The sequence below is a fragment of the Clostridium lamae genome (genome assembly GCF_033043255.1).
In the GTDB taxonomy this organism is placed as follows: domain Bacteria; phylum Bacillota; class Clostridia; order Clostridiales; family Clostridiaceae; genus Clostridium; species Clostridium lamae.
In genome coordinates this window covers 1-15,048 of the sequence record NZ_JASCQJ010000061.1, presented here as the reverse complement: position 1 = coordinate 15,048, position 15,048 = coordinate 1, and the positions used below count along the sequence as shown (strand labels likewise).

Genomic DNA, 15,048 nt, shown 5'->3' with positions numbered 1-15,048 from the left:
CGAACAGGAAAGTTAAGCTCTACAGCGCCGATGGTACTGCATGGGAGACTGTGTGGGAGAGTAGGACGTTGCCAGGTTAGTAAAAGACTTAAGATTTATCTTAAGTCTTTTTTGTTATAGCAAAAAGTTACAGGATTATATAAAAATAGTCCTGTAACTTTTTTTATTTAGCAATAATGTTAAAAGTTTAGAATCCTTCTATATATTGTTAATTTTTTTTGAATTTTGTGGAGTCATTTGAAATAACTACTATGGAATGATATAATAAAAAAGAAAATATGTGAAATTAATGGGAAAATTATGTTTATTTAAGGGGTGAGAATGGTATGGAAACAAAAAAAGTAGAAAAAAATAGAGCTAAGAACGGAGAACTTATAAAAAAAGATATAAAATTATTTCATGAAGGGAAAAATTTTGAAAGTTATAATTTCATGGGAGCACATTGCATAAGTGAAAATAGACGAAGAGGAGTAAGATTTACTACTTGGGCACCAAAAGCCTCAGAAGTGTATGTAGTAGGAGATTTTTCTGAGTTTAAACCTTTAGAAGAATATAAAATGCAAAAAGTCAATAATTCAGGTTTATGGAGCTTATTTATACCTGGCATTAAGGGTGGAATGAGATATAAGTATTATATTGTGAACAGAGATTCTGGAAATGCAAAGTATAAAGCAGATCCTTATGCAATGTTTTCAGAATTAAGACCTAATACTGCTTCTATAGTTACTGAAGAATCTAAATTCAGATGGGCTGATAAAAAGTGGTTAAATAAAAGAGATAGAGAAAATATTTATAAATCTCCAGTTAATATATATGAGATGCATTTAGGATCATGGAAAAGAAAAGATGGGGAGCTTCTTACATATAAGGAGCTATGTGATATATTACCAGAATATTTAGTGAAAATGGGATATACTCATGTAGAATTTATGCCATTAACAGAGCATCCATTAGATGCTTCATGGGGATACCAAGGGACAGGTTATTACTCTGTTACTAGCAGGTATGGTAATCCAAAAGAATTAAAAGAACTTATTAATACTCTTCACAAAAATGATATAGGAGTAATCTTAGACTGGGTACCAGGTCATTTTTGTAAAGATGATCACGGTTTATATATGTTCGATGGAAGTCCGACTTATGAATACGAAGAAGGCTGGAAAGGAGAAAACAAAGGCTGGGGAACAGCAAATTTTGATTTAGGAAGACCTGAAGTAAAGAGTTTTTTAATTTCTAATGCGTTATTTTGGTTTAGGGAGTTTCATATAGATGGACTAAGAGTTGATGCTGTATCGAATATGATATATCTGAATTATTGTAGAAAAGAAGGTGAATGGTTCCCTAATAAATTCGGAGGAGATGGCTGTTTAGAAGGAATAGAATTCTTAAAGGAATTAAATACAGCTATATTTGCAGAGTTTAACAATGCGCTTATGATAGCAGAAGAGTCAACTTCTTGGCCAAATGTCTGCAAACCAATAGAAGATGGAGGATTAGGATTTAATTTCAAATGGAATATGGGGTGGATGAACGACACACTAGAGTATGTTGAAATGGATCCTATTTACAGAAAGCATCACCATAATAAGATGACCTTCTCAATGATGTATAATTACTCGGAAAATTTTATATTACCAATATCACATGATGAAGTTGTTCATGGGAAAAAATCTCTATTAGATAAAATGTGGGGAGATTATTGGAATAAGTTTGCTGGATTAAGATTATATCTGGCATACATGATGGGGCATCCAGGTAAAAAGCTAACTTTCATGGGATATGAGTTTGGACAATTTATAGAATGGAGAGAATATGAGGAACTTGAATGGAAGTTAATAGACGGTTATGAAATGCATAAAAATACTCAACAATTCTCTAAAGAACTTAATATGTTCTATAAAGAAAATAAAGCCCTTTGGGAGCTAGATTATGATGTATCTGGATTCGAGTGGATAGATGCAGATAATTCAGACCAAAGTATATTTATATTTGCAAGAAAGAGTAGTAATATGGAGGATACTCTTATATTTGTATGTAATTTTACTCCTGTTGTTTACCATGATTTTAGAATTGGGGTACCATATAAAGGTGAGTATAAAGAAGTATTTAATACTGATAAAGGTATATATGGAGGATCTAATCAAATAAACACAGAAGTAATTACTTCTGATGATATTGGATATCATCATAGACCATACTCAATATCGATAAAAGTACCACCTATGGCTACATCAGTATTTAAAATAACGAAATTAGATAAAGAAGAAAATGAGGAGGAGTAGACTTGAAGATTTTATTTGCAGCGTCAGAGGCTAATCCATTTATAAAAACAGGTGGATTAGGCGATGTTATGGGTGCTCTTCCAGTGGCTTTAAAAGAACTAGGGGCTGATGCAAGAGTTATAATTCCTAATTATAGGGATATTAATGAAGAAATAAAAAGTAAATTAAAGTATATTAAGAACTTTACTGTAAAAGTAGGCTGGAGAAATCAATATTGTGGAATTCTTGAATATGATTATGAAGGTGTTAAGTTTTATTTAATTGACAATGAGTACTATTTTAAAAGAGGAGGCCTATACGGGTATTATGATGATGGTGAAAAGTTCGCTTTCTTTAGTAGAGCTATACTAGAATTTTTGAAACATAATGATTGGATTCCTGATATAGTACATTGCAATGATTGGCAGACTGCTATGGTACCAGTACTTCATAAATTAGAATATATTAATGATGAAAAATTTAAAAACATGAAAACAATTCTTTCAATACATAATTTATTTTTTAAAGGAATGTTTTCACCTGAAGTATTACCAGAGCTTTTTGGTTACGATTATGAACCATATTTCAATGGAAGTTTAGAGCATAATGGTGCAGTAAGCTTTTTAAAAGGTGGAATTAACTATGCTGATAGAGTTATCACAGTTAGTAAGAGTTATGCAGAGGAAATAAAAACTTCTGAGTATGGAGAACAACTTGATGGCTTATTAAGATATAGAGGAGATTATCTAGAAGGAATAGTTAATGGAATAGATTATAAAGAATACAATCCTTCAAAGGATAAATTCATTAAATATAAGTATAGTTGTAAGTCTATAGCTAAAAAGGCGCGTAATAAAGAGGAATTACAAAAAGAACTTAATCTTCCTATAAATAAGAACATTCCAATGATAGGTATGGTTACAAGGTTAACTCATCAAAAAGGTTGTGACTTAATCACTAGAATGCTTGATGAATTACTACAGGAGGATATTCAGGTAGTTATTCTTGGAACTGGAGATTATATGTATGAAGAAAGTTTTAAAAGTTTTAGTAATAGGTATCCAAATAAAGTAAGTTCTAATATAAGGTTTAGTAATGAATTAGCCCATAAGATTTATGCCGCTTCAGACATGTTCTTAATGCCTTCATTATTTGAACCTTGCGGACTTGGACAACTTATAGCACTAAGATATGGAAGTGTTCCTATTGTTAGAGAAACAGGTGGGTTAAGAGATACAGTAACTCCATATAATGAATATAACGAAATTGGTAATGGATTTGGATTTAAGAATTACTCAAGTGAAGAATTATTAAATATAACTAGATATGCATTAAGTATTTTTAGAAATAAAAATAGATGGAATAAAATAGTTAAGCAAGCTATGGAATCAGATAATAGCTGGGAGAAATCAGCAAAAGAATATATGAGAATATATAATGAGCTAACAATCAATGACTAATAAAAGGTATTGATAAGATAAAAATTTATATTAAAGAGAGGCATAAAAATGGGAAAAAAAGAAATTGTTGCAATGATATTAGCGGGTGGACAAGGATCTAGGCTAGGAGTTTTGACTAAGGATATAGCAAAACCAGCTGTTCCTTTCGGTGGAAAATATAGAATTATTGATTTTCCTTTAAGTAATTGTTCTAATTCAGGAATTTATACTGTGGGAGTACTAACTCAATATAAGCCATTGGACTTAAATGCTTATATAGGGATTGGAGATCCATGGGATTTAGATAGACGTAATGGCGGGGTTACAATATTACCACCATATCAAGGGGAAAAAGGTGGAGCATGGTATAAAGGAACCGCTAATGCAATTTATCAAAATATCCAATTTGTAGATAGATATGACCCTGAATATGTACTTATATTATCAGGAGATCATATTTATAAGATGGATTATTATAAGATGTTAGATTTTCATAAGAATCATAATGCAGATGCAACAATTGCTGTTATAGATGTACCAATAGAAGAAGCAAGTAGATTTGGAATAATGAATACTAATGAAGATAGTACTATTTATGAATTTGAAGAAAAGCCTAAGAATCCGAAGAGTACTAATGCATCTATGGGAGTTTATATATTTAAGTGGTCAGTATTAAAAGAATACTTAATGGAAGATGAGAGAGATGAGAATTCAAGTAATGACTTTGGAAAAAATATAATTCCTAAAATGCTTGACTCAGGAAGAAAGTTAGTTGCATATCCATTTAAAGGATATTGGAAAGACGTAGGGACAATAGAGAGCTTATGGGAAGCAAATATGGACTTATTAAAGCTAGATAATGAGTTAAATTTATACGATAGTGACTGGAAAATTTACTCTGAAAATCAAGTAAGACCAGCTCAATATATAGGGGAAAATGCTAAAGTTGCTAATTCATTAATAGTAGAAGGCTGTATAGTAAATGGAGAAGTAGAAGACTCAATATTATCTCAAGGGGTATCTGTAGGAGAAAATACAATTATAAAGAATTCAGTAATAATGCCAAATGTTAAAATAGGGGATAATGTAAGAATCGAGAGAGCCATAATAGGAAATGATTCAGTAATAAGCAATGATTGTCATATTGGAGATGGAAAAAACATTGAAGTAGTTGGTGCATACCAATGTGTAATTAAGTAGTTAGATGATAATTATTAAAAAGAATGAAGTAGTTTAATTTTGGAGGAAATCAATATGATGAAAAATTGTTTAGGAATTATAAATTTAGATGAGAGTGGAAGCAGAATGGACGAGCTAGTTAGAAAGAGAACACTAGCTGCAATTCCATTAGCATCAAGATATAGGGTAATAGATTTTGTTTTATCTAATATGGCTAATTCAGGTATAGAGGATATAGGAATATTTACTGAAAATAAATCAAGATCTTTAGTAGAGCACTTAACTAATGGTAGGCCGTGGGATCTTGATAGAAAAAAGGATGGCCTTAGAGTATTTAATTTTGGAGATAATCATCCACATAATGATGATGTACATAATTTTATACATAATATCAGATATATTGAGAGAAGTAAAAAGGATTATGTATTAATCAGTCCTTCTTATATGATTTGTAATATAGATTATAGTCAAGTAATGAAACATCATATTAAATCTGGAAATGATATAACTATTGTATATAAGAATGTAGATAATGCAAAAAGAAGATTTTTAGGCTGTGAGACAGTTAATGTAAATGAGGATAATAGGATAATTAGTATTGGCGAAAATATTTCTAGAGATAAAGATGCAAGTATAAATATGGAAATGTATTTAATGAAGACTGAGTTATTTTTAGATATAATACATGACTGTATTAAAACTGGAAAGTATAGAAAAATTAAAAGATATATATCAAATAATCTTGATAAGCATGCAGTTGGAGCATATGAATTCAAAGGGTACTTATCATGTATTAATTCTGTGAAATCTTACTTTGATACTAATTTAGAATTATTAAATCAAGATAAATATAAGGAATTATTTCATAATGGAAATACTATATATACTAAGTCTAAGGATGAGCCACCTACACAATATACAAAAAGTAGCCTAGTAAATAATTCTACTATAGGTAATGGATCATATATAGAAGGCGAAGTTAAGAATTGTATAATTGGAAGAAGAGTAATAATACAAAAAGGAGCAAAGCTTAAAAATTGTATTATATTAGATAACTCAATAGTTGGAACTAATGTAATGATGAGTAATGTAATAGCTGATAAAGATTCTTTAATTCCAGGGGGCAGAGTAATCAGAGGAACAGAAGAGAATCCAGTTTCTATACAAATGAATGGCGATTATTATCGCTAATATATTAAAAGGTGTGAAGTGTTATTTCACACCTTTTTATATAGTATTAAGTTTTTAAGAAGATAAAGATATTTGCTATTTGTTTAAAACAAGGCCTTTACTTCTTATACAAGTACATTCTCTAGGTTCACTTGTGTGTAAACATTGATATTTTACTTTTTTAGGAGCCATTATTTGCTCAGGCTTCTTTTTAGTATTTTCTTGTGAACTCATTCATTACACTTCCTTTATATAGTTTATTATATCAATATTATATAGTAATAGATAATAATTATCAATAGAATTGAAAGTGATAAATATTGCTAACAAATAAAAGTTATTAACAATTTGTTGGATTCTCACAACTAAATTGTTAATAACTTTATTTTCATGTGGATAATTTTTATTTAACTTATGGAATAGTTAAATTAGAATATCTTTTTTTGTAAAATTAATATGTGAAATTATATAAGCTATAATTGCTGTTATTGTCATGCAAATTATTCCGTTTAATATTGTTAAATTTGGATTCTGATACATTAAAGATATATTAGAATTTATTACACCACCAGCATCAGCATAAGTTGTGAATAATAAGTGGCTATAATCTCTAATTGAAGCAATTGCTTGTGCACAAATAGTCAAGAACATAGTTAATATAACTGAAACAGCCATAGATATCATACTACTTTTAAAGATAGTTGAAATCATAAATACTACTGAACAAGCTGATATTATAAATATACATTGATATCCAATGCTTCTTAAAGCAAATTCATTATTAGTTACCATCTTAGATGTATTAGGAACTTGTTCCATAACCATTTCCTGTGAGTTTTGGTCAAATTGTTTTTCGTATTTTTGTTCAATCCTAACTGGATAACTTGATGCATCAGTGTTACTAGTAATATTAACTATCGCCATACCAGCAACTTGAGGAAGAACTATTAATGAAAGAACTGTAATTATAGAAACAATAAATTTTGAAAATAAAATTTTTCCTCTTTTAACAGGTTGAGCAAGCAGGAATTTTAGAGTAGCAGGAGTGCATTCACCTGAAACAATATCACTCATGAACACAGATATTCCAGCAACTAATAAGCCAAATCTGAAAAAGCTACCTAAATTTTTAAAGAAGTTAAACTCAGTGTATTCAAAGCCGTGTAAGGGCATAATATTATTATCTTTTAAATATTTATAATCCTCTAATTCTTGCTTTGATTGTGCATACCATCTTTTATTCCACTCATTAATTCCGTTTTCTTCATAGCTTTGTACAGTAATTTCGAGGTCCTTAATTGTTTTATCTAACTCTTCCTTCCATGCATCCTCAGAGATTCCATTATTAATTATTTCTTTGTTATCTTCAATTTGTTTTAATAGATTCTCCTCGATTTCCTTCGAACTATTAAGCCAATTTTTATCTCCATCAGCTTCAGCTCTTTTTATATCATTCCTTATATATGTTAATTGTTCTTCAGCTTGTTTTATTTGATATTCTGGAGATATCCATTCTCTCATAGTTTGATCATTTTTCCATGTTCCAAAAATGTTTATTCCAACTAGTCCAATGAACAATATGAAAACTATCCAGGTTTTAGGTCTTTTAAATATTTTTATAAATTCATTTTTTATAAGAGATAGCATAGTTATCTTATACCTCCTTCAACTAATTCCATATATCTTTGTTCCAATCCTTTTCTAATCTTATAGACTTCTTCAATCTTATAATTTCTATTAACAAGATGTTTTACTAAGCTGGATGTTTTATTTGATAATAATATAATTTCAATTCCAGCATCGGATTTTCTTACAGAATTAACATATTCAATCTTTTTTAATTCATTTAAATCTATTTCTTCATTAAGATTCAGGCAGATTATATCAGTATCAGTTTCCATTGATTCATTTAATACATTTTCTACAGATCTAATCGTTCCATTATTAATAAAGGCAACTCTGTCACATAAGTGTTGAACTTCTGATAATATATGTGAAGATATAAATACAGCCATTCCTTTTTCTTTAGCAGCTTTTTTTACTACTTCTCTAAAGTCTAAGATTCCGGAAGGGTCTAATCCATTAGTAGGTTCATCTAATATTAATAACTTTGGCTTAGATAATAGGGAAGCAGCAAGTCCTAAACGTTGCTTCATTCCTAAGGAGTATTTTTTTACCTTATCATTAATTCTATCTTCAAGACCAACTAATCTTATAGTTTCTTCAACATCTTCTTTAGAAATTTTTCTAATTCTAGCTATTTGCATTAAGTTTTCTCTGCCAGATAAGTACTTATATAATTCAGGATTTTCAACAACAGCACCCACTTCATTTAATGCTTTTTCTGTATCCTTTCTTAAATCATATCCACAAATTGATATATTACCTTCATTAGGATGAATAAGACCAACGAGCATTCTTATGGTAGTTGTCTTACCAGCTCCATTAGGTCCTAGGAATCCCAATATTTCTCCTTCTTCTATTGAGAAGGATATGTTTTTAATTATTTCTCTTTTCCCAAGAATTTTCTTTAGGTTATTTACTTCTAAAACTTTCAATTTTAATCCTCCAATCATGTATTTAATATTGATATTAGAACAAAAATCTTAATTTTATAGTGAATTAAATCTTAATATATCTTAATTAAATCTTAATTCAAGTTTACTTAAAAAATATATGCATAATAGTTGTACTTTTTATCGGAAAGGATAATAATAGCCACTTTTTTACAAAATATGATTTTAAATTTTGTAAATATAGATATAAAAATAAAGAAAAAGGTTGGTTTTAATAATATGGTATAAATGGAAAATAATAGAATATAATGATATAATATCTCAATAAGATTATGTTAAGTTAAAGGGAGAGATCAGTATGCCAAAAGTAGTAAAAGATAACTTGAAAGATGGAATATTTATTGAAAAAGATATTGAGCTATTCCATATGGGAAAAAATAATAAAAGCTATAGTTTTATGGGGGCTCACTGCATTAGTGAAAATAGACGTAAAGGAGTAAGATTTACAACATGGGCACCAAACGCTGAAGAAGTATATGTAGTAGGAGACTTTTGTGAGTTCAAACCTATAGATGAACATAAAATGGAGAAAGTAAATAGTAGAGGTTTATGGAGCTTATTCATACCTGGCATAAAAGAAGAAATGAAATATAAGTATTACATTATAAATAAATACTCTAAAGAGGGAAAATATAAAGCGGATCCATATGCAAAATATTCAGAGTTAAGACCAAATACTGCTTCAATTGTTAAGGCGGACTTAAATTTTAGGTGGTCTGATAAGAAGTGGTTAAATAAAAGAGATAAAATGAAAATATTAGAAGAACCTATTAATATATATGAAATGCATTTAGGATCATGGAAGAGAAAAGGTGGGGAGTTCATGACATATAAGGAGTTATGTAATGAATTGCCTAGATATTTAATTGAAATGGGATATACACATGTTGAATTTATGCCATTATCTGAACATCCATTAGATGCATCCTGGGGATATCAAAGTACAGGATATTTTTCAGTAACTAGTAGATATGGAAATGCCAAAGAACTTAAAGAATTAATAAATACGCTCCATAAAAATGACATAGGTGTAATTTTAGATTGGGTTCCAGGACATTTCTGTAAAGATGAGCATGGCTTATATATGTTCGATGGAAGTCCTACTTATGAATATGAAGAAGGTTGGAAAGCAGAAAATAAAGGATGGGGGACAGCAAATTTTGATTTAGGAAGACCTGAGGTTAAGAGTTTTTTAATTTCTAACGCTTTCTTTTGGTTAAAAGAATTTCATATAGATGGATTAAGAGTAGATGCTGTATCGAATATTATTTATTTAAATTATGGTAGGAAAGAAGGCGAATGGAAAGCTAATAAGTTTGGAGGAAATGGATGTTTAGAGGGGATTGAATTTTTAAGAGAACTTAATTCATCAATATATAAAGAGTTTAGCAATGTATTAATAATAGCAGAGGAATCATCAGCATGGCCTAAGGTAAGTAAAAGTATAGAAGAAGGTGGATTAGGATTTAATTTCAAGTGGAATATGGGATGGATGAATGACACATTAAAATACATTCAATTAGATCCTGTATATAGAAAAAATAATCATAATAAGATGACATTTTCAATGATGTACAATTACTCAGAAAACTTTATATTGCCAATATCTCATGATGAAATAGTACATGGAAAAAAATCTTTAGTAGATAAAATGTGGGGGGATTATTGGAATAAATTTGCTGGATTAAGACTATATTTAGCATATATGATGGGCCATCCTGGGAAAAAGTTAACTTTTATGGGATACGAACTTGCTCAATTTATAGAATGGAGAGAATACGAAGAATTAGAGTGGAAGTTAATTGATAATTTTGATATGCATAAAAATACTCAAACATTTATTAAGGAATTAAATAAACTCTATAAACTAAATAAAGCACTTTGGGAATTAGACTATGATACCACAGGATTCGAATGGATAGATGCAAATAATTCAGAACAAAGCATATTTAGTTTTATTAGAAGAGGTAGAAATATTGAAGATACATTGATTTTTATATGTAATTTCACACCAGTTGTTTATCATGGCTTTAGGGTTGGTGTCCCATATAAAGCTTTGTATGAAGAGATATTTAATACAGATAATTATAGATTTGGTGGATCTAATCAATTAAACGAATCAATAATATCTTCAGAAAATATAGGATTCCATAATAAAGATCATTCAATATCAATTAAAATACCTCCTATGGGCGCATCTGTATTTAAGGTTTCAAATGTACAATAAATAGTAAAAGGGGAGTTTAATTTGAATATTTTGTTTGTAGCATCAGAAGCACATCCATTAATAAAAACAGGGGGACTAGGGGATGTTATTGGGGCGCTACCTATAGCATTGAGGGAATTAGGCGTAGATGTAAGAGTAGTTATTCCTAATTATGGAGATATAAAAGAAGAGATAAAAGGTAATTTAAAATTTATAGACAGTTTTAATGTTAAGGTGGGCTGGAGAGTTCAGTATTGTGGGATATTAGAGTATGAATATGAGGGAGTAAAATTTTATTTATTAGATAATGAGTATTATTTTAAAAGAGATGGATTATATGGATACTATGATGATGGAGAAAGATTTGCTTTTTTTAGTAGGGCTGTTCTAGAATTTATAAATCATATAAGTTGGATACCAGATATATTACATTGCAATGATTGGCAAACAGCGATGGTACCTGTGCTTCATAAATTAGAGTATATAAAAGAAGATAAATTTAAAAAAATAAAAACATTACTTTCAATTCATAATTTATTGTTTAAGGGAATGTTTTCACCAGATGTTTTACCAGAATTATTTGGTTATGATTATGAGCCATTTTTAAATGGGAGCCTTGAACATAATGGAGCGGTTAGCTTCCTAAAGGGTGGAATAAATTATTCGGATAAAGTTACGACTGTTAGTAAGACTTATGCAATGGAAATAAAAACACCTGAGTTTGGAGAGGGATTAGATGGATTATTACAATACAGAGAAAATTTTTTAGAAGGAATAATTAATGGAATAGATTATGAGGAATATAATCCAGATACAGATAAATATATATATATAAATTATAGTATTAAGACAAAAGATAATAAGCAGAGAAATAAAGAAGAATTACAAAAAGAACTTAATTTACCTATAAACAAAGATATTCCTATTATAGGGCTAGTTTCTAGACTAACTAATCAAAAGGGATGCGATTTAATCATTAGAATTTTAGATGAGTTACTAAAAGAAGATATTCAGTTAGTTATTCTTGGAACTGGAGATCATATATATGAAGAAAATTTTAAGCAATTTAGTCTTAAATATCCAGATAAGATAAGCTCAAATATAAAATTTAGTAATGAATTAGCTCATAAGATATATGCTTCATCTGATATGTTTTTAATGCCATCATCTTTTGAACCTTGCGGACTTGGACAACTTATCGCACTTAGATATGGAAGCATACCTATAGTAAGAGAAACAGGTGGATTAAAAGATACTATAATACCTTACAATGAATATACTAGATTTGGGAATGGTTTCAGTTTTAGAAATTATTCACATGAAGAACTTTTAAATATAGTTAAATATGCAATTAGTATTTATAAAAATAAAGAGAGATGGAATGAAATAGTTAAAAGTGCTATGGAAGCAGATAATAGTTGGGAAAGGTCATCAAAAGAGTACTTAAGAATATATAAGGAAGTGGTAGAAGATAAATTTTAAATATTAAAAAAGATATTATGGTGTGGGAGAGAGGTCTAATATATGGGGAAAAAAGAAGTAGTAGCAATGATTTTAGCAGGAGGACAAGGATCTAGGCTTGGAGTATTAACTAAGAATATAGCAAAACCAGCAGTACAATTTGGAGGAAAGTATAGAATTATAGATTTTCCTTTAAGTAATTGTTCTAATTCAGGAATATATACTGTTGGAGTATTAACTCAATATAAGCCATTAGATTTAAATAATCATATTGGAATTGGAGATCCGTGGGATCTAGATAGAAGAGATGGAGGAGTATCTATATTATCGCCCTATCAAGAAGAAAAGGGTGGAGATTGGTATAAGGGAACTGCTAATGCAATATATCAAAATATTGAATTTGTAGATAGATATGATCCAGAGTACGTGCTTATTTTATCGGGAGATCATATATATAAGATGGATTATCATAAAATGTTAGAATTTCATAAAGAAAATAAGGCTGATGCAACTATTGCAGTTATAGATGTTCCTATAGAAGAGGCTAGTAGATTTGGAATAATGAATACAAGAGAAGATAACTCTATATATGAATTTGAAGAGAAACCCAAGAATCCTAAGAGTACGAATGCATCAATGGGTATATATATATTTAATTGGCAAGTATTAAAAAGATATTTAAGGGATGATGAAGAGGATATAAACTCAGATAATGATTTTGGTAAAAATATAATTCCAGCTATGTTAAATAGCGGAAAGAACTTGATGGCATATCCCTTCAGTGGATATTGGAAGGATGTAGGAACAATACAAAGCTTATGGGAAGCTAATATGGATTTATTAAAATTAGATAATAAGTTAAATTTATATGATAGAGAATGGAAGATATATTCTCAAAATCAAGTAAGACCAGCTCATTATATAGGAGATAATGCAAAGATTATTAATTCTCTTATTGTTGAAGGTTGTATTATAAATGGTAAAGTAGAAAATTCCGTATTATCTCAAGGTGTTTATGTTGGAAAAAATACAGTGATAATTGATTCTGTAATAATGTCTAATGTACAGATAGGAGATAACGTTAGAATAGAAAAAGCTATTATAGGAAATAACGCGATAATAAATCATGGTTGTCATATTGGAAAAGCAAATGACATAGAGGTTATTGGTGCATATCAATATGTAATAAATGAAATAAATTTTAATCATAAAGATATAACAGAGAAAAATAATACTATAAAATTTAAGGGGTGATGGGACAATGAAGAACTGTTTAGGAATTATAAATTTAGATGAAAGTGAAAGTCGCATGGGTGAATTAGTTAGATATAGGACACTAGCATCAGTCCCTCTCTCAGCTAGATATAGAATTATAGATTTTATATTATCAAATATGACCAATTCTGGAATAGAGAGTATAGGTATTTTTACTGAAAATAAATCTAGGTCTTTAATAAATCACTTAACTAACGGAAGGCCATGGGATCTTCATAGAAAAAGAGATGGACTTAGAATATTTAATTTTGGAGATTATCATCCTAATGTAGATGATGTGCATAATTTTTCGGATAATATAGAGTTTATTGAGCATAGTAGAAAAGAATATGTGCTAATTTCACCATCTTATATGATTTGTAACATAGATTTTAATGATGTATTAAGATACCATATAAAATCAAGAAATGATGTCACTATGATATATAAAGATGTTTATACAGCGGATAAAGCATTTTTGGAATGTCAAATACTTAATATAAATGATGATAATAGAGTAATAAGTATTGGAGAAAATATAGGTAGAGAAAAAAAAGCTAGAATAAATATGGAAATGTATATAATGAAAATAGATTTATTTAAAAATATTATACATGAATGTATAAGGAGTGGTATCCATAAAAAAATTAAGGGATATATAGCAACTAATCTTAGGGATCTAAAAGTTGGTGCTTTTGAATTTGATGGATATTTATCATGTGTTAATTCAATAAAATCATATTTTAATACAAATTTAGATATATTGAATCAAAATATAAATAAAGAATTATTTTACAGTAATAAACCAATTTATACTAAATCTCAAGATGAGCCACCTACTTTATATACAGAAACTAGTTTAGCATCAAACTCAATAGTTGCTAATGGATCATATATAGATGGAGAAATTAAAAATTGTATTATAGGAAGACATGTAACAGTAGAAAATGGAGCAAGACTTGATAATTGTATTATAATGCAGAACTGTAAAATAGGTAAAGATGTAGTAATGAGTAATGTCATAGCAGATAAGGGAACAGTTATAAGTGAAAATAAAATTGTTAAAGGAACAAATGAATATCCAGTAACTATACAAAGAAGGAGAATTGTATAGGAGGTAATATTATAAAGAAGAGGTATAGTAAAATATTAAAAAGACAGATTTAATTTTTACTAACCTCTAATAAAAGCATATTTATTAAATAACAAATGTGCCTGGTGTATCAATAATAGTAAATTGTAGAAATATAGAGAATAAAATAGTATTATAAATATATTTTATTATTATTTATGATTTGGTTAAAAAATATCATTGGTTTAAGTGATAATATAAGTTTCGTTCCCGAGAGAAATGTCTCAAAGGAATAATTACTAAAAAAGATTGAAAATGTGTTGACAAGTAAATCTGAAAGTAGTAAGATAAGAAAGTCGCTTGAGGGCGACGAAGAAAATGGTCTTTGAAAATTGAACAGAATATAAGTTAAGTATAAAGTAAACCAGCA

11 protein-coding genes and 1 rRNA gene are annotated in these 15,048 nt (G+C 28.9%); 9 read left to right on the top strand and 3 right to left on the bottom strand.

Annotation, left to right across the window (positions count from 1 at the left end; translation table 11 throughout):
* The 5 genes from rrf to glgD (QK892_RS17505) form a co-directional block, all read left to right on the top strand.
* Positions 1-77 (top strand): 5S ribosomal RNA (rrf, locus tag QK892_RS18495); the annotation flags it as partial.
* Between the two features lie 249 nt (positions 78-326).
* Positions 327-2,282, top strand: coding sequence for a 1,4-alpha-glucan branching protein GlgB (glgB, locus tag QK892_RS17520; RefSeq protein ID WP_317274839.1), 1,956 nt, complete (start codon positions 327-329; stop codon positions 2,280-2,282).
* Positions 2,283-2,284: 2 nt separating this feature from the next.
* Positions 2,285-3,721: a glycogen synthase GlgA gene (gene glgA / locus QK892_RS17515; RefSeq protein WP_317274838.1), complete on the top strand. Its 1,437-nt coding sequence runs from the start codon at positions 2,285-2,287 to the stop codon at positions 3,719-3,721.
* 48 nt (positions 3,722-3,769) lie between these two features.
* Positions 3,770-4,900, top strand: a complete 1,131-nt coding sequence (locus QK892_RS17510) for a glucose-1-phosphate adenylyltransferase (protein WP_317274837.1) — start codon at positions 3,770-3,772, stop codon at positions 4,898-4,900.
* 57 nt (positions 4,901-4,957) lie between these two features.
* Positions 4,958-6,070: a glucose-1-phosphate adenylyltransferase subunit GlgD gene (glgD, locus tag QK892_RS17505; protein ID WP_394855051.1), complete on the top strand. Its 1,113-nt coding sequence runs from the start codon at positions 4,958-4,960 to the stop codon at positions 6,068-6,070.
* A gap of 75 nt (positions 6,071-6,145) precedes the next feature.
* Here glgD (QK892_RS17505) and QK892_RS17500 read toward each other — a convergent pair whose 3' ends face one another.
* The 3 genes from QK892_RS17500 to QK892_RS17490 all read right to left on the bottom strand — a co-directional run bounded on the left by QK892_RS17500 (position 6,146) and on the right by QK892_RS17490 (position 8,607).
* The gene (locus tag QK892_RS17500) at positions 6,146-6,283 is read right to left on the bottom strand and encodes a hypothetical protein (protein WP_317274835.1); all 138 of its coding nucleotides are present in this window, start codon (positions 6,281-6,283) and stop codon (positions 6,146-6,148) included.
* Positions 6,284-6,472: 189 nt separating this feature from the next.
* Complete coding sequence (locus tag QK892_RS17495; RefSeq protein WP_317274834.1) at positions 6,473-7,696, bottom strand: ABC transporter permease; 1,224 nt, start codon at positions 7,694-7,696, stop codon at positions 6,473-6,475.
* Positions 7,697-7,698: 2 nt separating this feature from the next.
* Positions 7,699-8,607: an ABC transporter ATP-binding protein gene (locus QK892_RS17490; RefSeq protein WP_317274833.1), complete on the bottom strand. Its 909-nt coding sequence runs from the start codon at positions 8,605-8,607 to the stop codon at positions 7,699-7,701.
* 316 nt (positions 8,608-8,923) lie between these two features.
* Between QK892_RS17490 and glgB (QK892_RS17485) the strand changes: the two genes are divergently transcribed.
* From glgB (QK892_RS17485) to glgD (QK892_RS17470), 4 genes are read left to right on the top strand one after another with little or no spacing between them, the layout of a single operon-like run.
* Positions 8,924-10,852 (top strand): 1,4-alpha-glucan branching protein GlgB, encoded by a 1,929-nt coding sequence (gene glgB, locus QK892_RS17485; RefSeq protein WP_317274832.1) that lies wholly within the window; start codon positions 8,924-8,926, stop codon positions 10,850-10,852.
* A 21-nt stretch (positions 10,853-10,873) separates the two neighbouring features.
* Positions 10,874-12,313, top strand: coding sequence for a glycogen synthase GlgA (glgA, locus tag QK892_RS17480; RefSeq protein WP_317274831.1), 1,440 nt, complete (start codon positions 10,874-10,876; stop codon positions 12,311-12,313).
* Positions 12,314-12,355: 42 nt separating this feature from the next.
* Positions 12,356-13,546, top strand: a complete 1,191-nt coding sequence (locus QK892_RS17475; protein ID WP_317274830.1) for a glucose-1-phosphate adenylyltransferase — start codon at positions 12,356-12,358, stop codon at positions 13,544-13,546.
* A gap of 7 nt (positions 13,547-13,553) precedes the next feature.
* Positions 13,554-14,660, top strand: a complete 1,107-nt coding sequence (gene glgD / locus QK892_RS17470) for a glucose-1-phosphate adenylyltransferase subunit GlgD (protein WP_317274829.1) — start codon at positions 13,554-13,556, stop codon at positions 14,658-14,660.
* Positions 14,661-15,048 lie beyond the last annotated feature (388 nt).